The organism is Modestobacter roseus (assembly GCF_007994135.1).
Classification (GTDB): Bacteria; Actinomycetota; Actinomycetes; order Mycobacteriales; family Geodermatophilaceae; genus Modestobacter; species Modestobacter roseus.
The window spans coordinates 3,870,216-3,895,320 of the sequence record NZ_VLKF01000001.1 but is presented as its reverse complement, the minus strand read 5'-3'; the positions used below and the strand labels follow the sequence as shown (position 1 = coordinate 3,895,320).

Annotated in this window: 23 protein-coding genes; 7 read left to right on the top strand and 16 right to left on the bottom strand. The window is 73.8% G+C overall.

Annotation, left to right across the window (positions count from 1 at the left end; genetic code table 11):
* Positions 1-70 precede the first annotated feature (70 nt).
* A complete protein-coding gene (locus JD78_RS18685) occupies positions 71-832 on the top strand; it encodes an SDR family NAD(P)-dependent oxidoreductase (protein ID WP_153361434.1) in 762 nt (253 codons plus the stop codon).
* Positions 833-918: 86 nt separating this feature from the next.
* On the opposite strand, the gene JD78_RS18680 is transcribed toward JD78_RS18685, so the two are convergent.
* Positions 919-1,653: a zf-HC2 domain-containing protein gene (locus tag JD78_RS18680; RefSeq protein WP_153361435.1), complete on the bottom strand. Its 735-nt coding sequence runs from the start codon at positions 1,651-1,653 to the stop codon at positions 919-921.
* Positions 1,654-1,692: 39 nt separating this feature from the next.
* On the opposite strand from JD78_RS18680, the gene JD78_RS18675 reads away from it, so the two are divergent.
* Entirely contained in the window at positions 1,693-2,247 is a 555-nt protein-coding gene (locus tag JD78_RS18675; protein WP_153361436.1) for a sigma-70 family RNA polymerase sigma factor, read from the top strand.
* Positions 2,248-2,251: 4 nt separating this feature from the next.
* Here the strand turns inward: JD78_RS18675 and JD78_RS21810 are convergent, their stop codons facing one another.
* The 4 genes from JD78_RS21810 to JD78_RS18660 form a co-directional block, all read right to left on the bottom strand.
* A complete protein-coding gene (locus JD78_RS21810) occupies positions 2,252-2,692 on the bottom strand; it encodes a phospholipase C/P1 nuclease family protein (protein WP_208104155.1) in 441 nt (146 codons plus the stop codon).
* Positions 2,653-3,033 (bottom strand): DUF4184 family protein, encoded by a 381-nt coding sequence (locus JD78_RS21805; protein WP_208104154.1) that lies wholly within the window; start codon positions 3,031-3,033, stop codon positions 2,653-2,655. Before JD78_RS21805 ends, JD78_RS21810 begins: the two co-directional genes overlap by 40 nt.
* Before the next feature lie 36 nt (positions 3,034-3,069).
* Entirely contained in the window at positions 3,070-4,050 is a 981-nt protein-coding gene (locus tag JD78_RS18665) for a cytochrome c oxidase assembly protein (protein ID WP_153361438.1), read from the bottom strand.
* Positions 4,051-4,136: 86 nt separating this feature from the next.
* Complete coding sequence (locus tag JD78_RS18660) at positions 4,137-5,075, bottom strand: DUF5926 family protein (protein ID WP_153361439.1); 939 nt, start codon at positions 5,073-5,075, stop codon at positions 4,137-4,139.
* 51 nt (positions 5,076-5,126) lie between these two features.
* Here JD78_RS18660 and JD78_RS18655 point away from each other — a divergent pair, with 51 nt between their 5' ends.
* Both JD78_RS18655 and JD78_RS18650 read left to right on the top strand, forming a co-directional pair.
* Positions 5,127-6,335 carry a cytochrome P450 gene (locus JD78_RS18655; protein WP_153361440.1) on the top strand — a complete coding sequence of 403 codons (1,209 nt, stop codon included), beginning with the start codon at positions 5,127-5,129 and terminating at the stop codon, positions 6,333-6,335.
* Between the two features lie 64 nt (positions 6,336-6,399).
* On the top strand, positions 6,400-7,572 hold the full coding sequence (locus JD78_RS18650) for an ATP-binding protein (protein ID WP_153361441.1): 1,173 nt from the start codon (positions 6,400-6,402) through the stop codon (positions 7,570-7,572).
* 207 nt (positions 7,573-7,779) lie between these two features.
* On the opposite strand, the gene araA is transcribed toward JD78_RS18650, so the two are convergent.
* The 8 genes from araA to JD78_RS18610 form a co-directional block, all read right to left on the bottom strand.
* Positions 7,780-9,282 carry an L-arabinose isomerase gene (gene araA, locus JD78_RS18645; protein ID WP_153361442.1) on the bottom strand — a complete coding sequence of 501 codons (1,503 nt, stop codon included), beginning with the start codon at positions 9,280-9,282 and terminating at the stop codon, positions 7,780-7,782.
* Positions 9,283-9,310: 28 nt separating this feature from the next.
* Positions 9,311-9,985, bottom strand: coding sequence for an L-ribulose-5-phosphate 4-epimerase (locus JD78_RS18640; protein ID WP_153361443.1), 675 nt, complete (start codon positions 9,983-9,985; stop codon positions 9,311-9,313).
* Positions 9,982-11,622, bottom strand: coding sequence for a xylulokinase (locus JD78_RS18635; RefSeq protein ID WP_153361444.1), 1,641 nt, complete (start codon positions 11,620-11,622; stop codon positions 9,982-9,984). Before JD78_RS18635 ends, JD78_RS18640 begins: the two co-directional genes overlap by 4 nt.
* A 139-nt stretch (positions 11,623-11,761) precedes the next feature.
* Positions 11,762-12,790 carry a LacI family DNA-binding transcriptional regulator gene (locus JD78_RS18630; protein ID WP_228395280.1) on the bottom strand — a complete coding sequence of 343 codons (1,029 nt, stop codon included), beginning with the start codon at positions 12,788-12,790 and terminating at the stop codon, positions 11,762-11,764.
* Between the two features lie 85 nt (positions 12,791-12,875).
* Entirely contained in the window at positions 12,876-14,129 is a 1,254-nt protein-coding gene (mmsB, locus tag JD78_RS18625) for a multiple monosaccharide ABC transporter permease (protein WP_153361445.1), read from the bottom strand.
* Positions 14,126-15,664, bottom strand: coding sequence for a multiple monosaccharide ABC transporter ATP-binding protein (gene mmsA / locus JD78_RS18620; protein ID WP_153361446.1), 1,539 nt, complete (start codon positions 15,662-15,664; stop codon positions 14,126-14,128). The genes mmsB and mmsA overlap by 4 nt, the downstream gene beginning before the upstream one ends.
* A 145-nt stretch (positions 15,665-15,809) precedes the next feature.
* A complete protein-coding gene (gene chvE / locus JD78_RS18615) occupies positions 15,810-16,961 on the bottom strand; it encodes a multiple monosaccharide ABC transporter substrate-binding protein (protein WP_228395281.1) in 1,152 nt (383 codons plus the stop codon).
* Positions 16,962-17,150: 189 nt separating this feature from the next.
* The gene (locus tag JD78_RS18610; RefSeq protein ID WP_153361448.1) at positions 17,151-18,539 is read right to left on the bottom strand and encodes a glycoside hydrolase family 5 protein; all 1,389 of its coding nucleotides are present in this window, start codon (positions 18,537-18,539) and stop codon (positions 17,151-17,153) included.
* 53 nt (positions 18,540-18,592) lie between these two features.
* Here JD78_RS18610 and JD78_RS18605 point away from each other — a divergent pair, with 53 nt between their 5' ends.
* Positions 18,593-20,209 (top strand): long-chain fatty acid--CoA ligase, encoded by a 1,617-nt coding sequence (locus JD78_RS18605; RefSeq protein WP_153361449.1) that lies wholly within the window; start codon positions 18,593-18,595, stop codon positions 20,207-20,209.
* A 31-nt stretch (positions 20,210-20,240) separates the two neighbouring features.
* Here JD78_RS18605 and JD78_RS18600 read toward each other — a convergent pair whose 3' ends face one another.
* Entirely contained in the window at positions 20,241-20,573 is a 333-nt protein-coding gene (locus JD78_RS18600; RefSeq protein WP_153361450.1) for a rhodanese-like domain-containing protein, read from the bottom strand.
* Positions 20,574-20,657: 84 nt separating this feature from the next.
* On the opposite strand from JD78_RS18600, the gene JD78_RS18595 reads away from it, so the two are divergent.
* Both JD78_RS18595 and JD78_RS18590 read left to right on the top strand, forming a co-directional pair.
* Complete coding sequence (locus tag JD78_RS18595; protein WP_153361451.1) at positions 20,658-21,167, top strand: PH domain-containing protein; 510 nt, start codon at positions 20,658-20,660, stop codon at positions 21,165-21,167.
* The gene (locus JD78_RS18590; RefSeq protein ID WP_153361452.1) at positions 21,164-22,648 is read left to right on the top strand and encodes a PH domain-containing protein; all 1,485 of its coding nucleotides are present in this window, start codon (positions 21,164-21,166) and stop codon (positions 22,646-22,648) included. The genes JD78_RS18595 and JD78_RS18590 overlap by 4 nt, the downstream gene beginning before the upstream one ends.
* Positions 22,649-22,655: 7 nt before the next feature.
* Here JD78_RS18590 and JD78_RS18585 read toward each other — a convergent pair whose 3' ends face one another.
* Both JD78_RS18585 and JD78_RS18580 read right to left on the bottom strand, forming a co-directional pair.
* Positions 22,656-23,903 (bottom strand): glutamate mutase L, encoded by a 1,248-nt coding sequence (locus JD78_RS18585; protein WP_208104153.1) that lies wholly within the window; start codon positions 23,901-23,903, stop codon positions 22,656-22,658.
* Entirely contained in the window at positions 23,900-25,006 is a 1,107-nt protein-coding gene (locus JD78_RS18580) for a saccharopine dehydrogenase family protein (RefSeq protein ID WP_153361453.1), read from the bottom strand. Before JD78_RS18580 ends, JD78_RS18585 begins: the two co-directional genes overlap by 4 nt.
* Between the last annotated feature and the right edge of the window lie 99 nt (positions 25,007-25,105).

Below are 25,105 nucleotides of genomic sequence, written 5' to 3'. Positions count from 1 at the left end.
GCGCCGTTAACGGTCGCGTGCTACAACGGAATAGCACCGCTAATCAAACCGCTAACAGATCGGAGCCCCCATGACCACCCCTCTCGCCCTCATCACCGGCGGCAGCCGCGGCCTCGGCCGGAACAGCGCCCTGCACCTGGCCCGGGCCGGCGTCGACGTCGTGCTCACCTACCGGTCCAGCGCCGAGGAGGCCGCCGCCGTCGTCGCCGAGATCGAGGCGACCGGACGGCGGGCCGCCGCCCTCCAGCTGGACACCGGCACGACCGCGGGCTTCCCGGCCTTCGTCACCGAGCTGCGGCGCACCCTGGCCGACCACTTCGACCGGGAGACGATCGACCACCTGGTGAACAACGCCGGCCACGGCCTGCACCGCCCCCTCGCCGAGACCACCGAACCGGAGCTGGACGCGCTGGTGGCCGTGCACCTCACCGGCCCGCTGTTCCTGACCCAGGCGCTGCTCCCGCTCCTCGCCGACGGCGGGAAGGTGCTGTTCACCTCGACCGGGCTGGCCCGGTTCACCCTGGCCGGGGGCTACGGCGCCTACGCCGCGGTGAAGGGCGCCGTGGAGGTGCTGGCCCGCTACTTCGCCCTGGAGCTCGGCCCGCGGGGGATCGCGGTGAACACCATCGCGCCCGGGGCCATCGCGACCGACTTCAGCGGCGGCGCCGTCCGCGACGTCCCCGAGGTCAACGCCGCCGTCGCGGGGATGACCGCGATGGGCCGGGCCGGGCTGCCCGACGACGTCGGCGGGGCCGTGGCGGCGCTGCTGACCGGGAGCACCGGCTGGATCACCGGCCAGCGGATCGAGGTCTCCGGCGGGCAGCGGCTCTGAGCCGGCGCTGACCACCTCGGCGCCGGCGGGGTCATCCCGCCCGGGTGGCCCCGCTCGGTGCGAGGTGATCACGGCCGCCGACGAGGTCAGGCGGCCCGCTGCTCGGCGACGGGGTCGGCGGGCAGGGTACGCGCGGGAACCCGGCGCACCGTCGTCCCGACCCCGTCGCGACCGGCCCGGGAGGTGACCCGGCCGGTCCACTCGCGGACGGCGCCCAGCGGCCCGGGGCCGGGGGTCCGGGCGCGCAGCGCCAGGGCGCTGACCAGGACGGCGCCGCCGACCAGCAGCAGGTGCGCTCCGGCCCGGGCGGCGTGCACGTGCCCGGCACCGAGGTCGGCGAGGGTCACCCAGGCCAGCACCGCGGTGAAGGAGAGCAGGAACGGCAGCGCGCCGGCGGCCAGCCGGGGGCGGGCGGCCACCACCAGGAAGCAGGCGGCCAGCCCGAGGTTCCAGGCGCCGGTCTCGTGCGCCAGGTGCACCGGGGCGGCCCCGCTGCCCGCCCCGAGGAACGCCGGCAGGCTCACCGCGAGCTGCGCGGCGCCGACGGCGAGCAGCGCCACCCGCAGCCCGGCGTCCACCCAGCTCCGCCGCGCCCGGGCCGCGGGCAGCCGGCCGAGCACCGCCGCCGTCACGTCGGGCACCGCGGGGGCGGGCACGAGTCGCGCCCGCCGGGTCACCTCCGCGGCCGCCTCCGCCCAGCCGCGGCACGCCGCGCAGCCGGCCAGGTGCTCGTCGACCCAGCGCTGGGGCATGCCGGGGTCCTCGCCGTCCAGACCCGCCGAGATCGCCTCACGAAAGGGAGCACACCGCACGACTGGCATAGTCGTCGCCGACAGTCGTGCGGTTCCCGGAGGGTGGTCGTGGAGCAGCTGGAGCGGCTCGCGGCCCGGGCGGCGGCGGGCGACGGCGCCGCGCAGGCGGCGTTCGTGCGCGAGACGCAGGCCGAGGTGTGGCGGCTGTGCGCCCACCTGGCCGACCGGCAGGTCGCCGAGGACCTCACCCAGGAGACCTACCTGCGGGCACTGCCTGCGCTGGTCCGGTTCGAGGGCCGCTCGAGCGTGCGCACCTGGCTGCTGTCGATCGCCCGCCGGGTGTGCGCCGACCACCTGCGCTCGAAGAAGCGCCGCCGGCTGGTGCTGGTCGAGGACGACACCGACCTCGGCGACCTGGTCCGCGACGCCCCCGCCGACGTGGTGGGCGGCACGGTCGCCGCGCAGGACGTGCTCGACCGGCTCGACCCCGAACGCCGCGAGGCGTTCGTGCTCACCCAGCTGATCGGGCTGCCCTACGCCGAGGCGGCCGAGGTGGTCGGGTGCCCGGTGGGCACCATCCGCTCCCGGGTCGCGCGGGCCCGCGCCGATCTGGTCGAGGCGCTGGTCGCCGCCGACCACCCCCGCACCCGCCGCCCCTCCTGACCGCTCAGGACCCCAGGGTGACGGGCGCGGCACGCAGCCGGACGAGATGCCAGCCCACGGCGTAAACCACCAGCGCCACCAGGAGCGCCGTCCCGCCGTCGACCAGGAACGTCCGCAGCTCCGCCTCGGCCACCCCGGCCCAGTCCACGGTCGCGTCGAGCCGGTAGGCCTCCCGGAACTCCGGCAGCCTCCGGACTCCCGAGACCACCCCGGCCAGCACCGCCACCACCGCGAGCAGCGCGGGGACGGCGGTGCGCACCCGCCGGGGCGCCAGGACGCCGTCCGGCACCGGGCGCGGCGGGGTGGCCCGCCACCAGCGGACCAGCCACCACAGCAGCGCGGCACCGCCCAGCACGGTGAAGGCGACCTCCAGGCGCAGCGACCAGGGCGGCCCCGGCGCGCGGGTCAGGTCGTCCCACAGCACGTGGGTCGCCGCCCCGACCACCAGCGACCCGGCGATCGAGGCCGACGCCGCCGCGCTGCGCCAGCGGAACCCCGGGCGGCCGGGACCGCCCGCCCGGCGGCGGCAGGTGGCAGCAGCGCGAGCAGTGGCCGCTTGAACAGCACCTGGAACGCGGCGAGCAGCACCAACCCGATCAGCGGGTCGAGCCACAGCACGGAGGACCACTCGTGCGTCAGGGTCAGGTTGTAGTCGCCACCGAGCCACTGCAGGGAGGCGTAGTACGGCAGGTCCGGCGCCACCGACCCGGCGACCAGTGCGGAGGGCGCCAGCGGGGTGCGCAGCAACGGCAGCACCGCAGCAGGGTGGGCCAGGGTGAACGGCACCCGCGCACCTTAGGGTGCACGAGTGCCAGCACGAGGTCAGGGCTGCTGGGCGGCGAGGCGGCGCAGCCGCTCGTTGTAGGCCACCAGCGCCGGGTCGTCGCCGCTCTCCCCGCGGGCGATGGCCCGCTCACGGGCCCGGTCGGCGGCGCGGTTGGCCCGCTCCTCCGACCTGGTCCACGAGAAGAACACCACCGCGAGCACCAGCACGGTCGGGAACTCCCCGAACGACCAGGCGATGCCCCCGGCCGCGGCCTGGTCGTAGAGCGGGTCGATCCCCCAGGACTCCGGCGGGTTCGCGTAGCTGGTCAGCAGGATCCCGCTGCTCATCATCACGGTCACACCGAAGAACGCGTGGAACGGCGCGGGCAGCAGCAGCTCGAGCATCCGGGCGCCGTGCCCGGAGCGGCGCGGCCACGGGTCGATGGCCAGGATCGGACCGAAGAACAGCAGCCCGGTGACCAGGAAGTGCAGCAGCATGAAGGTGTGCCCGGCCGTCGTCGCCATCAGGTCGTCGAAGATCGGCGTGAAGTACAGGCCGTAGAGGCTGACGATGAACAGCGGCACGGTGAACAGCGGCGAGGCGACCGCCTGCCCGAGCCGGCTGTGCAGGGCTGACAGCAGCAGCCGCCGCGGCATCCCCGACGCTCCGGGGGACGCCGGCAGTGCCCGCAGGGCGAGGGTCACCGGCGCGCCCAGCAGCAGGAACAGCGGACTGATCATGCTCAGCACCATGTGCTGGACCATGTGCAGGCTGAACATCCCCATGCCGTAGGTCTGCAGCCCGCTGGCGGTCACGTAGAACGTGACGGCGCAGCCGGCCAGCCAGGAGGCGGTGCGCAACGGCGACCAGCGGACGCCACGGGCGTGCAGCCGCCACAGGCCGACGCCGTACGCGACGGCGAGCAGGACGGCCAGCCAGGCCACCGGCGAGGCCGCGCCCAGGTCGAGGGCCAGCACCCGTCCGGTCGTCGGCGGCAGTTCCGGCAGGTGCATGCCCATGCCACCGTGGTCGTGCATGTCCGTTCCTCCTCAGCCGTGCCGTGCGGCCACCACGGTATGCCCACCGGTGCCGCCGCGGTCCGGGACCGCGGCGGCACCGTGCGTCAGCGCAGGGTGACCTGGCGGGAGAGGAGCCCGGCGCGGGCGCGCCGCTCGTCGGCGGTCAGCGGGGTGCCGACGGCGAGCGCCGCCTCCAGCCGGGTCTGCAGCTCGGCCGCGGGGCCGGCCCAGTCGGCACCGGGCACGTCGGCGGGGACGTCCCACACCGGGACGACGAGACCCAGGGCCCGGAAGGCACCGGCGTACTTGGTGCCCTCCCCCAGCCCCAGTTCGCCGGCGGCCGCCAGCCGGGCGAGGGCGTCCAGCAGCGGCTCCTCGGCCTCCGGCCGCACCCAGCGCACGTGCGCCCGGTCGACCGCGGGACGGCACCAGTAGGCCGCCTCCAGCCCCTCGAGCCGGACGGTGGGCATGATCATCTCGTTGGCCTGCCGCAGCCCGGCCTGGGCGGCCGGGTTGGGCTCGGCACCCTCCAGCCAGAAGCCGAAGTCGTCGTGCACGGTGACCTGCAGCGGCGCGCTGGTGTCCAGCAGCTCCTGCAGTCGCGGACCCGCGGACCCGGCGGCGCCGATCGGACCCGGGTCGACCGGGGCACCGGCCGGGGCCTGCAGCGCGGCGGCCAGCGCCGTCCCCAGGTCGCGGCTGACGTCGTCGGAGGAGGTGGGCAGCTGGACGCCGAGCAGGATCTCCTCGTTGGCGCGCACCAGCGCGGGCGTGCCACCGGGCAGCACGCTGGCCAGCGTCACGTCCCGGCCGTCGGTGGTGCGCAGCTTCCCGGTGGCGGCCGGCACCAGCTCGCGCAGCGCGACCCAGTCGGCCTCGCCCGCGAGCCCCTCGAACGGGCGCCGCACCGGCGCGGCGTAGCCGGAGCCGTGGCAGTGCTTGTAGCGGCGGCCGGAGCCGCAGGGGCACGGCGCCTTCGGGTTGATCTCGCCGTCGGCGGCCGGGGCGGCGGCGGGACGGCTGCGGGATGCGGAACGGGCCATGCCTGCGAGGGTAGGGAACGCCGGCCACCGACCCTCACTAGAGTCACTCCAGTGACGCTGGCTGCCACCCCCCTGGACCTGGCCGACCCGGCCGTGGTCGCCGATCCCTACCCCACGTTCGCGCGCGCCCGGGCGCAGGCGCCGGTGCAGTGGGACGCGGGCCTGGGCATGTGGCTGGCGTTCACCCACGCCGAGGCCAACGCCGTGCTGCGCGACCGCCGCCTGGGCCGGATCTGGCGGGACAAGGCGCCCGCGGAGCGGTTCGGCCAGTTCAACCTGATCCACCGCAACGCGATCCTGGAGATGGAGCCGCCGGAGCACACCCGGCTGCGCCGGCTGATCAGCACGGCGTTCGCCCGCGGCCACGTCGAGCGGCTGCGGCCCTGGGTGCAGGAACTGGCCGACGGCCTGGTCGACCAGCTGGTGGCGCGCTCCGGCGGCAGCACCCCGGTCGACGTCCTGTCCGGCATGAGCGAGGAGCTGCCGGTGGCCGTCATCGCCGAGCTGCTCGGCGTCCCGTCCGCCGACCGGCCGCTGCTGCGCCCGTGGTCCAACGCGATCGTGAAGATGTACGAGTACGGCCGGACGACCGCCGTCGAGGACGACGCCGAGCGGGCCGCCGCCGAGTTCGTCGCCTACCTGCGGGAACTCGCCGCCGAACGCCGCCGCACCCCGGGCGAGGACCTGCTCACCCACCTGGTCACCGTGCGCGACTCCGAGGGCGACCGGCTGACCGAGGACGAGCTGGTCACCACCTGCATCCTGCTGCTCAACGCCGGCCACGAGGCGACGGTGAACGTCAGCGGCAACGGCCTGCTGGCCCTGCTGGAGCACCCTGCGGAGCTCCAGCGCCTCCGGGACGACCCCGCCCTGCTGCCCACCGCGATCGAGGAGCTGATGCGCTTCGACTCGCCGCTGCAGCTGTTCGAGCGCACCGCGACCGCCGACGTGGAGATCGGCGGGGTCACCGTGGCGCAGGGGCAGAAGATCGCCGCCCTGCTGGGCAGCGCGAACCGCGACCCGCGCGTCTTCACCGACCCGGACACCCTCGACGTCGGGCGCACCGACAACCCGCACATCTCCTTCGGCGCCGGGGTGCACTTCTGCATCGGCGCGCCGCTGGCCCGGGTCGAGCTGCAGGCCTCCTTCGGCGCACTGCTGTCCCGCACCTCGTCGCTGGAGCTCGGCGCGCGGCCGCAGCGCCGTCCGGAGTTCGTGATGCGCGGGCTCGCCGACCTGCCCGTCGTCCTCACCGCCTGAGCTAGCAAAGTCTTTCCTGGTATTGCGATTCGCTATACTCGGCAAGACTTTACTAGGAGCTCGGATGAACCCCGTGAACAACCCCTATGCACCCGGGGCTGGCCGACCGCCGGCAGCCCTCGTCGGGCGCGACTCGCAGCTCGCCACGTGGCGTGTCGCTTTAGACCGACTCGAAGGCGGCCGGTCCTCCCAGTCGCTCACCATGTACGGGCTCCGCGGGGTCGGTAAGACCGTCCTGCTGACCGAGTTCTACAAGTTGGCCCACGAGCGCGACTGGATCGCGGCAAGGGTCGAAGCAGGCACCGACAAGTCGCTCCGCCAGTTGCTGGGCGAAGCACTTCATGACCCCGTGGCTGACCTGGCTCGGCCCAACGCGGGAGCGAAGCTCCTCAAGGCGCTCAAGACGATGCTGAGTTTCAAGGCCTCGTACGACGCCACCGGTACGTGGAACTTCGGCCTAGACCTCACGGGCACAGCCGGAGGGGGCGCCGACACCGGCCTGCTGGAAACCGACTTCGGCAAGCTACTGAAAGACCTGGCGGCTGCTGCGTCGGAAGAGGGCGTCGGTCTCGCGATCCTGATTGATGAAGCACAAGACCTCAGTCGGGAAGAGCTCACGGCCGTCTGCTCCGCCGCGCATCAAGCTGGCCAGCTCGGCTGGCCACTCCTGTTCGCTCTGACAGGGCTGCCGAGCCTGCCGCGCGTTCTCGCCGAAGCGAAGTCGTACTCCGAGCGCTTGTTCCACTTCACCCAGATTGAGCACCTGGACGACTCCCTGGCCTGGGAAGCCATCACCAAGCCTGCAGAGGACGAGGGAGTTCTCTGGGACGACAATGCCGTCCGCTTCATCGTCCAAGAGACTTCCGGCTACCCGTACTTCATCCAGCAGTTCGGCCAGGACACCTGGAACGAAGCCGCTGGCCCCACCATCACCATCTCTGATGCGAAGGTAGGCGCGGCCCGTGGGCGCACGACGCTGGATGTCGGCTTCTTCCGAGCCCGCTGGGACCGAGCGACGCGCGCAGAGCAGGCATATCTGCGAGCCATGGCCCTGGACGGCGACAGCGGTAGCTCATCAGGCGAGGTGGCAGTCCGACTGGGCAAGCGAGCCAGCAGCCTCGGACCGGCCCGGGCCAGTCTGATCGCCAAGGGCTTGATCTACGCCCCCGAGCACGGCGTTGTGGCGTTCACGGTGCCAGGCATGGCGGACTTCATCCAGCGCCAGCCACAGAACTGACCGACCGGCGAGAGGTTTTCGCGATGGTCGTCACCCGGGTGCTCGCAGGCCGTGTGCGACGGTCCGCGCTACTTCTGCCGTCATGCGTTGGAGGTCGGCACCTTGACGCGACGACGCCCCCACCCGGTCGGGCCGGGTGGGGGCGTCGGTCGTGGAGCCCGGCCACCCGCCGCCGCACGGGGGAACGGCGACGGGCGGCCGGGGGTCTCAGAGGCGCTGCGCCAGCCGGTGGTAGGCCGCGCTCCAGCGCAGCTCCTTGGCCAGGCTGCGCCGGGTGGTGTCGGCGTCGATGAGCACCAGCTCGGTGCCGAACACCTCCGCCAGGTCGGTCAGCTCGTCGGCGCCCAGCTGGGTGGTCAGCACCGTGTGGTGCGGGCCGCCGGCGGTGAGCCAGCCCTCGGTCGCCGTCTCGAAGTCCGGCCGGGGCGCCCACACGGCCCGCGCGACGGGCAGGTTCGGCAGCGCCTCGGCGGGCTCGACGACGTCGACCTCGTTGGCCACCCAGCGGAACCGGTCACCCAGGTCGGACCAGCCGATGGTGACGCCGGCGGCGGGGGCGGCGGTGAACACCAGGCGGGCCGGGTCCTCGCGGCCGCCGATGCCGAGCGGGTGCACCTCCAGGCGCGGCCGGGCCCCGGCGATCGTCGGGCACACCTCGAGCATGTGCGCACCGAGGATGGTGGGCCGGTCGACCGCCAGGTCGTAGGTGTAGTCCTCCATGAAGGAGGTGCCGCCGGGCAGCCCGGCGCCGGCGACCTTGAGCACCCGCAGCAGGGCGGAGGTCTTCCAGTCACCCTCCCCGCCGAAGCCGTACCCGTCGGCCATCAGCCGCTGGACGGCGAGGCCCGGCAGCTGCCGCAGCCCGCCGAGGTCCTCGAAGTTGGTGGTGAACGCCCCGAAGCCGCCCTCGGTCAGGAACTGCCGCAGCGCCACCTCGATCCGGGCCTGGTACCGGACGCTGTGGTGCCGGTCGCCGCCGGGACGCAGGTCGGCGTCCATCTCGTAGAGGTCGGCGTACTCCGCGATGACGGCGTCGATGGCGGGCTCGGCCACGCGCTCGACGGCGGCGACCAGGTCGTTCACGCCCCAGGTGTTGACCGACATGCCGAAGCGGATCTCCGCCTCGACCTTGTCCCCCTCGGTCACCGCCACGTTCCGCATGTTGTCGCCGAAGCGGGCCAGCTTGAGGCCGCGGGCGGCGGCGGCACCGGCGGCCGCGCGCGCCCACGAGCCGACCCGCCGCGCCACCCGCGGGTTGCTGACGTGCCCGGCGACCGTGGTCCGCGGGGTGCGCAACCGGGTGAGCATGAACCCGTACTCCCGGTCGCCGTGGGCGGCCTGGTTGAGGTTCATGAAGTCCATGTCGATCGTCGCCCACGGGAGGGCGGCGTCGGCCTGGGTGTGCAGGTGCAGCAGCGGCTTGCGCAGCGCGTCCAGCCCGGAGATCCACATCTTCGCCGGGGAGAAGGTGTGCATCCAGGTGATGACGCCGATGCAGGCCGGGTCCTCGTTGGCCTCGCCCATGACGCGGCGGATGGCGCCCGCGTCGGTGAGCACCGGCTTCCACACCACCCGGACGGGGACGTCGCTCGACCCGTCGAGGGTGGCCGCCACCCGCTGGGACTGCTCGGCCACCTGCTGCAGGGTCTCCTCGCCGTACAGCCCCTGGCTGCCGGTGAGGAACCAGACCTCGTTGTCCTCGAAGCTCACGTGCTGGTCCTTCCTCGTGGCCCGCGCGTCAGCGCTGGCCGTAGACGTTCTGGTAGCGGGCGTAGAGCGAGTCGATGTCGGCCTGCGCGATCGGCACCGGCTCGCCGAGCTGGCGGGACAGGTGCACGGTGCGGGCGACGTCCTCGGTCATGACGGCGGCCTTGACCGCGGCCTTGGCCGAGGGGCCGATGGTGAACACGCCGTGGTTCTTCATCAGCACCGCCGGGGATCGGTGCCCCTGCAGCGTCGCGACGATGCCCTGGCCGATGGAGTCGTCACCGATCAGCGCGAACGGCCCGACCGGGATCGGCCCGCCGAACTCGTCGGCCATCGCGGTGAGCACGCACGGGATCTCCTCGTGCCGGGCCGCCCAGGCCGCGGCGTAGGTGCTGTGCGTGTGCACCTGGCCGTTGACCTCGGGCATGTTCCGGTACACGTACGCGTGCGCCGCCGTGTCGGACGACGGGGCCCGGACGCCGTCGACGGCGTTGCCGTCCAGGTCGCAGACGGTGATGCCCTCCCAGGTCAGCTGGTCGTACTCGACACCGCTGCCCTTGATGACGAACAGGTCCTCGCCGGGCACCCGCTCGGACACGTTGCCCGAGGTCCATGTGACCAGCTCGTAGCGGGTCAGGTACGAGTGCAGGTGGGCGACGTGCGCGCGCTGCGTCTGATGCGTCCCGTGCTCGGTGGGGGCGGTCATGCCGGCTGCTCCTGGTTCTCGGGGGTGGTCGGGGTCCCGACGGCCACGTGCTCGACGGCGGCCCGCTCGACCGGGAGGCCGGCGACGTAGCGGTGCATGAAGGCGTCGAAGCCGGCGACGTCGGCCGGGTCGGGCTCGAGGGTCTGCAGGCTGGTGCCGGCGAAGACCGTGGTGTCCAGGTAGTCGGTGAGGCTCTGCTCCGGGGCGCGCCCGGTGGCGAAGGCCGCCAGCACGGCGATCCCCCAGGCCCCGCCCTCGGCCGCGACGTCCCCGACCGACACCGGGGTGTCGATCGCGGCGGCGAGGAAACGCTGCCCCACGCCCTCGGTCTTGAACAGCCCGCCGTGGGCGAACATCCGGTCCAGCCGCACGCCCTCGGCCTTCTGCAGCACGTCCATGCCGATCCGCAGCGTCGCCAGGGACGAGAAGAGGTGGGTCCGCATGAAGGTGCCCAGGTCGAGCGGGCTGTCCGGGGACCGCAGGAAGAGCGGGCGCCCCTCCTCGAGGTCGGTGATGGGCTCACCGGAGAGGTAGTTGTAGGCGAGCATGCCGCCGCAGTCGGCCGCCCCGTCCAGCGCGGCGGTGAAGAGGGTGCGGAACACCTGCTCGGAGTCGGCCTCGGCGCCCAGCGCCCGGGCGAACTGGGTGAACAACCCGGCCCAGGCGTCGAGCTCGCTGGCCCCGTTGTTGCAGTGCACCATCGCCACCGGGTCGCCGGCCGGCGTGGTGACCAGGTCCAGCTCGCGGTGCACCTGGCCCAGCTCGCCCTCCAGCACGACCATCGCGAAGACCGACGTACCGGCGGAGACGTTGCCGGTGCGCGGCGCGACCGAGTTGGTGGCGACCATGCCCGTGCCGGCGTCCCCCTCCGGGGGGCACAGCGGCACGCCGGCCCGCAGCCGTCCGGCCGGGTCGAGCAGGGCGGCCCCGGCCTCGGTGAGCTGACCGGCCGGCTGGCCGGCACGGGCGATCCCGGGCAGCAGCCCGGCGAGGTCCAGCTCCACCCCGGCCTCGGCGGCCAGCTGGTCGAAGCGGGCCAGCATCGTGGCGTCGTACGCACCGGTGGCGGCGTCGATCGGGAACATGCCGCTGGCGTCGCCGACCCCGAGCACCTTCTCCCCGGTGAGCCGCCAGTGCACGTAGCCGGCCAGCGTCGTCAGGTGGTCGATCCGGCCGACGTGCTCCTCGCGGTCGAGAACGGCCTGGTAGAGGTGGGCCACGCTCCAGCGGTGCGGGATGTTGACCCCGAACTCCGCGCTGAGCCGCTCCGCCGACCGGCCGGTGTTGGTGTTGCGCCAGGTGCGGAACGGCGTGAGCAGCTCGCCGTCGGCGTCGAAGGCCAGGTAGCCGTGCATCATCGCCGACACCCCGAGCGCGCCGACGCCGGACAGCTCGACGCCGTGGCGTTCCCGCACGTCCCCGGCGAGGGCGGCGACGCTCTGCTGCACCCCGGCCCAGACGGCCTCCAGCGAGTAGGTCCACAGCCGGTCGACGAGCTGGTTCTCCCAGTCGGAGCTCCCCACCGCCAGCGGGGCGTGGTCCGGGCCGATCAGCACCGCCTTGATCCGGGTCGATCCGAGCTCGATCCCCAGGGCCGTACGGTCCGAGGTGATCGCTGCGGCAGCAGCCGTGGTCATGTCCAGGAGTCCCTTCCGCCCACTGCCGACCGCCCTGGTGCCAGCGGTGCAGGCGCCTGTGGGATGCGGCGCGGAGAGCGATTGTTAGCGCTAACAAGCATGCAGGTCAAGCCACCCGGGGAAGCGGGGGTGGGGGCGGTCACCGGGCGGGCGCCGGGCCCGTCGTCTCCCGGACGACGAGCGCGGGCAGCACCGGCTGGGACTCCCCCTGCTCGCCGCGCAGCCGGGAGAGCACCAGCTGCACGCCCCGGCGGCCCAGCTCGGCGAAGTCCTGCCGGACGGTGGTCAGCGGCGGGGTGAAGTAGGCCGCCTCGGGGATGTCGTCGAAGCCGACGACGCTCACGTCCCCCGGGACCGACAGCCCCGACCGGTGCAGCGCGTTCAGCAGGCCGAGCGCCATCTGGTCGTTGGCCACGAAGACGGCGGTGACGTCCTCGCCCGACCGCGCCCGGCGGGCCAGCTCGAGCCCGGCGGCGTGCCCGGAGGACGCCAGCCAGGTGCCGTGCAGCAGCGCGGGCACCGGCGCCCCGACCGCCTCGAGCTCGGTCTGCCAGCCGATCACGCGCCCGCGGGCCTCCAGGGAGTCCGGCGGGCCGGTCACGTGGTGCACGGTGCGGTGCCCGAGCGAGAGCAGGTGCCGGGTGGCCAGGCCTGCGCCCACCTGCTGGTCGACCCAGACGGTGGGCCGGCTCTCGTCCCGCCCGACCTGCACCGCGATCAGCGGCACCGGCGACTCGAACCGGCGGAGCGCGTCGACCGCCTGGCCGTAGGTGGACAGCGCGACGACCGCGTCGACCGACTGCGCCACGAAGCGGTCGACGGCCTCGCGCATCGCCGCCTCGCTGTCCTCGTCGAGGACGGCGACGCCCAGCGAGTAGCCCGCGGCCCGCGCGGCCTTCTCCAGGCCGAGCAGCGTCTGCGCCGGGCCGTACTGGTTGATGTGCGAGATGACCAGGCCCAGGGTGCGGGTGGACCCGGTCACCAGGGCGCGGGCCGCGGTGTTGGGCCGGTAGCCCAGCTCCGCGATGGCCTGGAGCACCCGCGCCCTGGTGGCCGGTGCGACGTTGGGGTGCCCGTTGACCACCCGGGACACGGTCTGGTGGGAGACGCCGGCGTGCGCGGCCACGTCCGACATCGCCCGCGCGCGGGCCGGTTCCTGCGTGAGCACCGTGCTCCCTCCCGTGGGGACGGCGCCGATGCCACCCCCGGTCCGGCGACCCCGCCGTCCACGTCGACGGCGGGGCAGAACCGCGTCAGCGTCCGGAGCCCGCCCGGCGCTTGTTGTAGACGTCGAACGCGACGGCGAGCAGGAGCACGAGCCCCTTGACGACCGACTGGAGCGACTGGTCGACGCCCAGCAGCGACATGCCGTTGCTCATGACGGCCATGATCAGACCACCGACCATCGCCCCGACCACCGTGCCGACACCGCCGGTGACGGCCGCGCCACCGATGAACGCCGCGGCGATCGCGTCGAGCTCGAACATCTCCCCCGCCGCGGGCTGGGCACCGTTGGAGCGCGAGGAGTAGATGATCCCGGCGATCGCGGCCAGGAAGCCCATGTTGACGAAGATCCAGAAGTTGACCGCCCGCACCTTGACGCCGGACAGCGTGGCGGCGGAGAGGTTGCCGCCGATGGCGTAGACCTGGCGGCCGAACACGGTCTTCTTGGTGATCAGGCCGTAGGCCATGGCGAGCACGCCCAGGATGATCAGCACGATGGGCAGGCCGCGGGCGTTCGCCAGCTGCCAGGCGAAGGCCATCACGACCGCGCCGACGGCGACGACCTTCAGGATGAACAGCGCCAGCGACTCGACCGGCTGCCCGTACCGGACCCGCGCGGCACGGGAGCGCCAGCCGCTCACCGCGTAGCCGGCGACCGCGATGGCACCGATCAGCAGCGTGAAGGTGTCGTAGCCGTAGCCGCCGAGCAGGCCGTTGAGGAACCCGCTGGCGATCTCCCGGTACTCGGCCGGGAACGGCGAGAGCGAGACGTTGTCCAGCACCTGCAGGGTGAGCCCGCGGAACAGCAGCATGCCGGCGAGGGTCACGATGAACGCCGGGATGCCGACGTAGGCGACCCAGAAGCCGTGCCACGCGCCGACGGCCAGGCCGACGGCGATCGCGGCCAGCGCCCCGGCCCACCAGGGCCAGCCCTGCTGGATGACCAGCACGGCGGAGACGGCACCCGTGAGCGCGACCACCGACCCCACGGACAGGTCGATGTGACCGGCGATGATCACGATGACCATGCCGATCGCCAGCACCAGGATGTAGGAGTACTGCAGGACCAGGTTGGTCAGGTTGCCGGCGGCGAGCAGGGTGCCGTCGGTCAGGATCGCGAAGAGGGCGACGATCGCGACGAACGCGACGTAGATGCCGCTCTGGCGCAGGTTGCTGCGGAGGAACTCCCGCAGGTCACCCGAACCGCTCTGCCCCTCGGGGGCGGGCGTGAATTCCGCGTTCGGCGGGGTCTCGCCCGCCTGCGGGGAAACGGTCCTGGTCATGCTGCGAGCTCCCTCTCCTTGGTCATGAGCGCCATCAGGCTCTCCTGGGTGGCCTCACGCACCGGCACCTCACCGGTGATCCGGCCGGCGGACAGCGTGTAGACGCGGTCACAGGTGCCGAGCAGCTCGGGCAGCTCGGACGAGATGACGACGACGGCCTTACCGGCCGCCACGAGCCGGTTGATGATGGTGTAGATCTCGTACTTGGCGCCCACGTCGATGCCGCGGGTGGGCTCGTCGAGGATGAGCACGTCCGGGTCCGTGTACAGCCATTTGGACAGCACGACCTTCTGCTGGTTGCCGCCCGACAGCTTGCCCACGATCGAGGAGACGCTGGGCGCCTTGATGTTCATGCTCTTCCGGCTGGACTCGGCGACCTTGGTCTCCTCGTTGCCGTTCACCCAGCCGCGGCGGGACAGCTTGCCGAGCCCCGCGGCGGAGATGTTGCGCCGGATGTCCTCGATCAGGTTGAGCCCGTACTTCTTGCGGTCCTCGGTGGCGTAGGCGATCCCGTTGTCGATCGCCTCGGCGACGTTGCGGGTCTTCACCTCCTTGCCGTGCATGAACACCCGCCCGGAGACGTGCCGGCCGTAGGAGCGGCCGAAGATGCTCATCGCGAGCTCGGTGCGCCCGGCGCCCATGAGCCCGGCGATGCCGACGACCTCGCCGGCCCGGACGTTGAAGCTGGCGTGGTCGACGACCAGGCGCTCCTGGGTGGGGTGCTTGACCGTCCAGTCCTCGACGCGGAGGACCTCCTCGCCCGGGTGCGACTCGCGCTCGGGGTAGTAGGACTCCAGGTCGCGGCCGACCATGCCGCGGATGATCCGGTCCTGGGTGACCTCGCCGGCGTGCAGGCTCAGCGTCTCGACGGTCTGCCCGTCCCGGATGATCGTCACGTTGTCCGCGATCGCGGTGATCTCGTTCAGCTTGTGCGAGATGATGATCGAGGTGATCCCGCGCTGCTGCAGCGTGCGCAGCAGGCCCAGCAGGTGCTCGGAGTCGCTGTCGTTGAGCGCCGCGGTGGGCTCGTCGAGGATCAGCAGCTTCACGTCCTTGGACAGCGCCTTGGCGATCTCGACCAGCTGCTGCTTGCCGACGCCGAGCTGCCCGACCGGGGTGATCGCGTTCTCGCGCAGCCCCACGGACCTCAGCAGCTCACCGGCCTCGGCGTTGACCTTGTTCCAGTTGATCAGGCCGCCGCGGCCGCGGCGCTCGTTGCCCAGGAAGATGTTCTCGGCGATCGAGAGGTAGGGCACCAGGGCGAGCTCCTGGTGGATGATCGCGATGCCGGCGTGCTCGCTGTCGCGGATGCCGGAGAAGCGGCTGACCTCGCCCTCGAAGACGATGTCGCCGTCGTAGCTGCCGGCCGGGTACACGCCGGAGAGCACCTTCATCAGCGTGGACTTGCCCGCGCCGTTCTCCCCGCAGATCGCGTGGACCTCGCCGCGGCGCACGGTCAGCGACACGTCCTCCAGCGCCTTGACGCCGGGGAAGGTCTTGGTGATGGAGCGCATCTCCAGGATGTTGTCGTCCATGGGACTCCGTCGTCCTTGTCGTTCACACGGGATGGGTGGACCGAGTGCGGGTGACTCGGATGGCTACCTGCGGGCAGGTGGCGGGGTGGGAACGGCCGGGTCCGGCAGCGTGCTGCCGGACCCGGCCGGGACCGGGGTGCTGAGGTCAGTTGGTCTGACCGGCGGCAACCTCTTCGGCCGTGTAGTAGCCGGAGTCGATCAGGACCGACTGGATGTCGTCCTGGTAGACCGTCTCGATCGGCAGCAGGTAGGACGGGACGACCTTGACACCGTTGTCGTACGTGTCGGTGTCGTTGGCCTCCGGCTCCTCGCCCTCGAGGTAGGCGGTCGCGGCGGCGACGGCCTGCTCGGCCAGCAGCCGGGTGTCCTTGAAGATCGTCGAGTCCTGCACGCCGTCGGCGATCAGCTTGACCGAGGCGATCTCGGCGTCCTGCCCGGTGATCACCGGCATCGGCCGGGGCTGCGCGTCCTGCGTCGGGCCGTATCCGGCGTTCTGCAGGGCGGTGATGATGCCGCGGGAGATGCCGTCGTAGGGCGACAGCACGCCGTTGACGACCGAGCCGTCGTTGTAGCTGGAGGTCAGCAGGTCCTCCATGCGCCGCTGCGCGGTCTCCTGCGACCAGCGCAGCGTGGCGGCCTGCTCGATGCCGGTCTGGCCGGACTTGACGACCAGCACACCGCTGTCGATGTAGGGCTGCAGCACCGACATCGCGCCGTCGAAGAAGAACCCGGCGTTGTTGTCGTCCAGCGAGCCGGCGAACAGCTCGATGTTGAACGGGCCGGTGGCCCCGGCGTCGTTGCCCTCCTCGTCGGTGACACCCAGGCCGGTCAGCAGGGCGGTGCCCTGCGCGACGCCGACCTTGAAGTTGTCGAAGCTGACGTAGAAGTCGACGTTCTCGGTCTCCCGGATCAGCCGGTCGTAGCTGATCACCGGGATGCCCTGGTCGGCGGCGTTCTGCAGCTGCGCGCTGAGCGCGGTGCCGTCGATCGCGGCGACGATCAGCGCGTCGGCGCCCTGGGCGATCATCTGGTCGATCTGCTGGGACTGGGTGGGGATGTCGTCACCCGCGTAGAGCAGCTCGACCTGGTACCCGGCGTCCTCGAGCTGGGACTCGACGTTGGCGCCGTCGGCGATCCAGCGCTCGGAGGTCTCGGTCGGCATCGAGACGCCGATGGTGAGGTCCTCGGGAGCCGAGTCCGCGGTGTCGTTGGTGCTGCCGGCGCCCTCGCCGCCACATGCGGCGAGGGTGAGCGCCAGCGTGGCGCCCAGGGCGGTGAGGCCCAGCTTCTTGTTCACTGCCACATCTCTCCTTCGAGACATCTGCCGCCCGATGGCGCAGGCCCGCCTCGGTGCGAGCTGAGACAGTGTGAGCGCTAACAACCGTGGTTCGTCAAGCTCAGTGACCCGATCGTTGTCACAGTCGTGTCACGAGTCGTTCACCCGGCCGCCGCACCCACCGGCCCGCCTGCGGAGGCGCCCGCCGGATCACGCGGAGTCGCGCAGCAGCTGCGCCAGCGGCTCCCGGACGACGCAGCGGTCGAAGGCGAACGCCCCGGCCAGCTCCTCGGCCTCCGCCGGCGGCACCCCGGTGAACGCGGCCCCGAAGTCACCGACCATCGCCTCGGCGAGCAGCACGTGCCGGACGATGCCGTGGACCCACCGCTGCTGACCCCAGGGGTAGGGCTGGAAGTCGGGGAACTCCCGGGCGACGAGCTCCTCGATCGGCGCCAGCACGTCGCGGACGCCGGCGTCGGTCGAGCCCCAGGAGTCGACGCCCAGCCGGGCCTTCTTCGCCAGCACCGGGGCGATCCGTTCCAGGTAGGGCGAGGTGGGCGGGACGGTGACCAGGCCCTGCAGGCCGATGTCCTTGTAGGTCCACAGCGCCCAGCTCGCGCCGTGCTCGCGGTAGAGCTCGAGCTGGTCGCGGAGCAGCTGGTACCGCTGGGCGTCCCGGGCGGGGTCGCCGGTGTAGACCGGCCCGAACTCACCGACCCAGATCGGCGTCCCGGTCTCGCGCATGTACGCCGTCCGCTCCAGGAACGTCTGCTCGACGACGCCCCGGTCGACGAACCTGCCGCGGCTCAGCCCCGGGTACGGGCCGCCGTCGACGAAGCCCGGCAGGGCGTAGTCGTGCGCGGTGTAGACGGTGTTGGGCAGCGGGTCGCCGAGCTGGTCGAACTGGGTGGAGTAGCGGTTGCCGTCGAGGAACAGCACGTGGTCGGGGTCGACGGCGCGGATCGCGGCCTCCAGCCGCCGGTAGAACGGGCCGATCGCCTCGCCGACGGCGTCGCCGGGCTCGTTGACCGGGTTGTAGCCGGCCACCCACGGGTTGCCGCGGTAGTGCTCGGCGAGCGCCTCCCACAGGCCGACGACGCGGTCCTGGAAGTGCCGGTGGGTCCAGAAGTGCGCCCAGTGGGTCGGGTTGTCGCTGTGCCAGTGCTGGTTCTGCGCGCCGGGGACGGCGTGCAGGTCGAGGATGCTGTGGATCCCGGCGCGGGCGCAGGCGTCGACGGCCTGGTCCAGCCGGCGGAACCCCTCGGCCTTCAGCTCCCCCGGGCGCATGTCGTCCTCGAAGTGCCGGTAGCTGAACGGGATGCGCACGCAGTTCAGCCCGAGCGAGGCCAGGTACTGCGCGTCGGCGTCGGTGAAGAAGTCGTCGAGGAAGCGGCCGGAGAACCGGTCGTACCCCTCCTCGCCCAGCGCGGCCCGCAGCGCGCGCCGCTGCTGGGACTCCGTCCCCGGGAAGCCGGTGATGAAGTTCTCCATGTTCAGCCAGCCGCCGAGGCTCGTGCCGCGGAGCACCACGGTGCCGCCGTCGGATCCGACGAGCCGGTCGCCGTCGACCTGGATGACCTGCCCCCGCGCATTCGTCACGGATCGATCCTGCCCCAGTGGATCGTGAGCGGCGTCACTGGCACCATGCGGCCATGCGCGGGCTGATGCAGGACGTCCCTCTCACGATCGACACGATCTTCCGGCACGCCGAGGCCCACCACGGCGACGTCCCGATCGTCACCAACTCCCCCACCGGCCCGACCCGCACGACCTACGCCGAGTGGGCACGGCGCACCCGGCGGCTGGGCGGCGTCCTGGACACCCTGGGGGTCAGCGCCGACGGCCGGGTGGGCACCTTCGCCTGGAACTCCGCCCGCCACCTGGAGCTCTACTTCGCCGTCCCGTGCACCGGGCGGGTGCTGCACACGCTCAACGTGCGGCTCTTCCCCGAGCAGCTGACCTACATCGCCAACCACGCCGAGGACGAGGTCGTCTTCGTCGACCGCACGGTGCTCCCGCTGCTCTGGCCGCTGATCGACACGATGCCGACCGTCCGGCACGTGGTGGTGATGGACGACGGCGGGGACGCCGAGGTGCCCGACGACCCGCGGGTGCACGACTACGAGGAGCTCGTCGCCGCCGCCGAGCCGGTCGAGTTCGACGTCCGGGACGAGCGGTCGGCCGCGGCGATGTGCTACACGAGCGGCACCACCGGCAACCCGAAGGGCGTCGTCTACTCGCACCGCTCGACGGTGCTGCACACGATGGCGGTGGTCGCGCCGAACGGCTTCGGCATCGGGATCGACGACGTCGCGATGCCCGTCGTCCCGATGTTCCACGCCAACGCCTGGGGCATCGCGCAGGCGGCGCCGGCGGCCGGGGCGGCGATGGTGTTCCCCGGGCCGATGATGCAGCCGCAGGCGCTGGCCGACCTGATCGTCACCGAGAGCGTCACCTTCACCGCCGGGGTGCCCACCATCTGGCAGGGGATGCTGCCGCACCTGGCCGGCCGCCCCCACCGGCTGCGCAAGATCGGCTGCGGCGGCTCCGCGGTGCCGCCCGCGCTGTCCCGGGCCTACGAGGAGCAGGTCGGGCTGCCGATCTACCAGGCCTGGGGCATGACCGAGACCCACCCGGTCGCCTCCGGCGGCACGCTCGCCCGGCGGTACGACGACGCCGACGCCGAGACGATCACCGCCCAGCGGGCGCGGCAGGGCATCCCGCTGTTCGGGGTGGAGGCGCGCATCGTCGAGGCCGGCACCACCGACCCGCTGCCCTGGGACGACGTCGCCACCGGCGAGCTGCAGGTGCGCGGGCCGTGGTGCGCGCAGGAGTACTACGAGGCCGACGCCGGCACCGAGCTGACCACGCCCGACGGGTGGATGAAGACCGGCGACGTCGCGGCGATGGACGCCTTCGGCAGCATCCGGATCGCCGACCGCACCAAGGACCTGATCAAGTCCGGCGGCGAGTGGATCTCCTCGGTCGACCTGGAGAACGCGATCATGAGCCACCCGGCGGTCGCCGAGGCCGCGGTCGTGGCGGTCCCCAGCCCGAAGTGGGGCGAGCGGCCGCTGGCCTGCGTCGTGCTGAAGGCCGGGGAGACCGCCACCGAGCAGGAGATCCTGGACCACGTGCGGCCGCAGGTGGCCAGTTGGTGGCTGCCCGACGCGGTCGAGTTCATCGACGAGGTGCCGAAGACCAGCGTCGGCAAGTTCTCCAAGAAGGACCTGCGCGCCCGCTTCGCCGAGTTCCCCGCCACCTCCTGAGGGCGAAAATGGCCATTTTCGCCCTCAGGGGTCACACGACGTAGGCCGGGCGGCCGGTCTCGCTGACCATCGGCCGGCCGGCGGCGTCCCACTCGCCCATGCCGCCGCCGACGTTCACCGCGTCGTAGCCGTTCTGGTTCAGCCACGCGGCCACCCGGGCGGAGCGGCCGCCGCTGCGGCAGGTGACGTAGACCGGGTCGCCCTCGGGCACCTCGTCCAGCCGCGCCGGCACGTCGCCCATCCGGATGTGGGTGGCGCCCTCGATGTGCCCGGCGGCCCACTCGTCGTCCTCGCGGACGTCCAGCACGACGGCGTCCTCGGGGACCTCGGCAGCCGGCACGGTCGGGATCTGCTGAGGCATCATCCCCCCATCGTGGCATGCGTGCGCCGCCCGTCCCCGAGCGCCGGAACGCGGGCCGGGCACCCCGTGCTGCGAGGATGGGCGGCGATGTCCGCTCCCCTGCCGGCCCGGGACCCCGCCTGGCCGCTGTCCCGGTCGGCCATCGGCCTGTGGACGGTGCAGGGCGCGCTGGGCGTGCTGTTCTGGGCGGCCGCCGTGGCCGCGTTCTGGCTGTTCGTGCCGCTGGACGCCGGCGGCTGGGTGCGCCTGCTGCGCTGGGCCGCGGTCGCCCTGCTCGTCGTCGACCTGGTCCTCGCCGTCGGCGTGCAGCCGCGGCTGCGCTGGCGGGTGCACCGGTGGGAGGTCACCGGCGAGGCGGTCTACACGCTCACCGGCTGGCTGAACCGCACCTGGACGCTGGTGCCGATCTCGCGGATCCAGACCGTCGACGTCAACCGCGGCCTGCTGCAGACGATGTTCGGCCTGGCCACCGTCTCGGTGCTCACCGCGTCGTCGCAGGGCACGGTGCGGATCTGGCACCTGGAGGTCGACGTCGCCCGGCAGGTCGCCGAGGACCTCGCCCGCCGCGCGGAGCAGGTGCGGGACGTCGCCACGTGACGGCGCCGCCCCAGCCGGCGGCCCCGGTCGGCCGGCGCACGTCCCCGCGGGTGCTGCTGGTGCACACGGTCACCTTCAAGCAGGCCCGCTCGCTGGTGCCGGTCGCGCTGGCGGTCGCCGCCGGCCGGGGGCTGGACGGCGGGCCCTGGGCGGCCGCGGCGCTCGTCGTCGGGGTGACGGTGCTGTCGCTGGCCTGGGCCGCGCTGACCTGGTGGCGGTTCAGCTACGCCGCCGGGGAGACCTCGGTGGTCGTCACCCGCGGGCTGGTGTCCCGCTCCACCCGGACCGTGCCGATCGACCGGATCCGGGGCGTGGAGGTCGAGACCCCGCTGCTGCACCGGCTGTTCGGGCTGGTCCGGGTGCGGATCGACGCCGCTGCCGGCGCCGCCGGGAACGACGAGGAGCTCGTCGTGGACGGCGTGCCCCGCGCCGAGGGCGACCGGTTGCGGGAGCACCTGCTCTCCCACCGGCACGCGGCCCCCGCGGTGGCCACCGGCCGGCACTCCGCGCCGGAGCCGGCCGAGGAGGAGCTGGTGCGGCTGCGGCCCGGCTGGCTGCTGTACGCGCCGCTGATCGGCACCTACCTGGTGGTGCCGCTGGCCGCGGTCGGCGCGCTGTTCCGGCTGGTCGACGAGCTGCCCGACGACTTCGTCCCCGAACTGACCCCCGGGGTCGAGCAGCTGGACCTCGTCGACGGCTGGTTCATCGCCGCGGTGGTGGCCGGGGCACTGGTGCTGCTGGCGGTCGCGTCGGTGCTGGGGGCCGCGGTGGTCAACTGGCGGTTCCGGCTGGTCCGCCGCGGCGGGTCGCTGGTCGCCGAGCGCGGGCTGCTCACCCGCCGGCACACCGACCTGGAGGTCGACCGGATCCGCGGCTGCGCGGTGAGCGACGGGCTGGGCATGCGCCTGGTCGGCGCCGCCCGGGCCACCGCCCTGGTCACCGGCCTGGGCGACGCCGCCCGCCGCGGTCAGCTGCTGCCGCTGGGACCCCGCGCCCAGGCCTGGCTGCTGAGCGACGCCCTGGCGCCGAGCCCGGGGCCGCTGCGCCCGCACCCGCGCGCCGCGCTGCGCCGCCTGGTGCTGCGCGCGCTGGTGCCCGCCCTCGTCGTCCTGCTGGCCGGGGCAGTGCTCACCGCACGGTCGGGCTGGTGGCCGCTGCTGGCCGTCGGCGGGGTGCTGACCGTGCTGGCGTACCCGGTCGCGCGGGCGCGGTACGCCTCGCTCGGGCACGCGGCGGGCGGGTCGACGCTCGCGGTGCGGTCGGGCTGGCTGGTGCGCGAGCACGTGGTGCTGCAGCGGCGGGCGGTGGTCGGCTGGGAGGTGCGGCAGACCTTCTTCCAGCGGCGGGCCGGGCTGGCCACCGTGCAGGCCTGCGTCGGCGCGGGCAGCGGCGGCTACGCGGCGGTCGACATGGCCGCGGACGAGGCCGCGGGCTTCGCCGTCGTCGCCTCGGGTCCGTGGGCAGGCACTCTCGCCCGCTGAGCCGCACTCAGCCCGGCAGCAGCGCGCCGAGCAGTCCGGCGGCGGCCGCCGGTTCGTCGCCGGCCAGCAGCCCCGCGGCGGCCAGCACGTACCGCGTGTCGACGACGACGTCGGCGCGCCCCAGCACCCCGCCCGCACCACCCCGGTCGGCGGCCACCCGGTCCACGACCGCGGCGACGTCGTTCGGTGCCGCGTGCCGGAAGACCCCGCCGGAGAGCACGACCAGCCCGACCCCGCGCGCGCTGGCCCCGCCCGGCCCGTAGCCGGCCTCCGCCCGCAGGTGCCGGCGCAGCGCGACGACGGCCGCGGCCTCGCCCAGCGCCAGCGGCTCCTCGCCCGGGTCGGCCAGCCCCTCGGCCCGGGCGGCGGTGCGCAGGGCACCGGCGCTGCTGTGCACCCCGAGGTCGCCCTCCACGGTGCGCCGCCGGGCCGGCACGCCGACCGCCGCGCGCTGCAGCCCGGCTTGCTCGGCATCGACCGCGGGCACGCAGTGCACGTCGGTGGTGGCCCCGCCGACGTCGAGCACCAGCACGCCCGGGCACTCCGCGTCCACACGCAGCGCGGCGAGCGCCGCGACGCCGTCGAGCACCGCGTCCGGGGTGACCGCGCGCACCCACCGGCGCAGCCGCGCGTCGGCCGACAAGCGGTCCCCGCCGATGACGTGGGTCAGGAACACCTCGCGGATCGCCGCGCGGGCCGGCTCCGGGGCGAGCAGCCCGATGTCGGGCAGCACGTTGCCGACCGCCGTGACGGGCGCGCCGGCGGCGGTCAGCACCGCGGCCACCTCGTCGCGGACCGCGGCGTTGCCGGCCAGCACCACCGGCGCGGGCGCCGCCACCCCGGCCAGCGCCGCCGCGTTGTGCCGCAGCACCGTGGCGTCGCCGCCGTCGGTGCCCCCGACCAGCAGGACGACGTCCGGGCTGGCGTCCGCGAGCGCGGCCAGCGCACCGCCGTCGAGCCGACCGGCGGCCACGTGCACCACCCTGGCGCCGGCGGAGAGCGCGGCCCGGTGCCCGGCCTCGGCGCTGATCAGCTCCTCGTAGCCGACGACCGCCAGCCGCAGCCCGCCCCCGGCGCTGGAGCAGGCGCGCACCTCGGCGTCCCACCCGGCGGTGGCGGCGAGCACGCCGGCGACGACGTCGTCGGGGGTGGTGGGCGCCTGGCGGGTGTCCAGCAGCCGCCCGCCGGGCAGCTCGACCAGCGCCGCCTTGGTCCAGGTCGAGCCGATGTCGACGCAGGCCAGCCGGATGGTCACCGCCGCAGCAGCCCCGCCGTGGCGGCGCCGGCGGTGAGCTCCGCCAGGCCGAAGGCCTGCACCGGTCCGAGGGCCCCGACCCCGGTCACGCCGCCGGCGGCGGCGCGCACCGCGCCCCAGGCGAGCAGGTCGGCGGTCATCGCGTAGGGGTCGGGGCCGGTCAGCTCGGCCCGGGCCACCCGGGTGCCCCGGACGTCGCGGACCTCGGCGACGACGGTGGTGCGCACCTCCCCGCCCGCCGACGGCGCCTCGGCGAACCGGCCGGCGACCAGGTCGGTGAGCCGGGTCAGGCCGGCCTGCGCCCCGGGGACCCGCCGCAGCCGGGGCGCCAGCGGCGCGAGCCGGTGCGCGACCGGGGTGGCCGGGCCGAACCAGTCCAGGCAGACACCGACCTCCCGCAGCGTGGGCGCGAGCCCGGGCAGCGCGAGGTGCTCCGACCCGCCGACCGACAGCCCCTCGCGCCGGCGCCCGGCCGCGTCGAAGACCCAGGTGCGGGTGCCGGCCGGCTCCTCGACCAGCCGGCCGTCCCGGAAGGCGTGCCCCTCCTCCAGCGCGACGCCCAGCAGCGAGGTGAACGTGCCGCGGGAGAAGGCCTGGCCGCGCACCCCGTCCAGGGCGTAGCCGACGTCGACCCGGTGCGCGCGGGACCCGGCATCGGCCAGGGCCAGCGCGGCGGCGAGGTTGCCGGGCACGTAGTCGTGCCCGAAGGCGGTGAGGAGGGCGGCGCCGGAGCGCTCGGCGCGGGGGCCGAACTCCTCGAACACCCGGCGCAGGAAGGGCGGCTCGCCGGTCGAGTCCAGGTACACCGCGCCGGCGTCGACCGCGGCGGTGACCGCCGGCTCGCCGAGGCGGAGGAACGGGCCGACGGTGCTGACCAGCACGTCCCCGGCCGACAGCAGGGCGCGGACCGAGCCGGCGTCGGTGACGTCGGCCCGCGCCGTCTCCAGCGGGCCGCCGTCGGCACCGAGCCGATCGGCCAGCTCGCCCAGCCGGCCGGGGTCGCGGCCGGCGAGCACCGGGTGCGCACCGCGGGCTACCAGCGCCGCCGCGACCCGCCCACCGGTGTGGCCGGTGGCGCCGAACAGGACGATCCGGGGAGTCATGGGGGAACGGTAGGCGACCGGACGGCGGACGGTCAGCGCCTTACGTGACGGAACTGTCCGGTCCGCGCGTGAGCGCGGGTGCGCCGGGTAGGGCGCGGG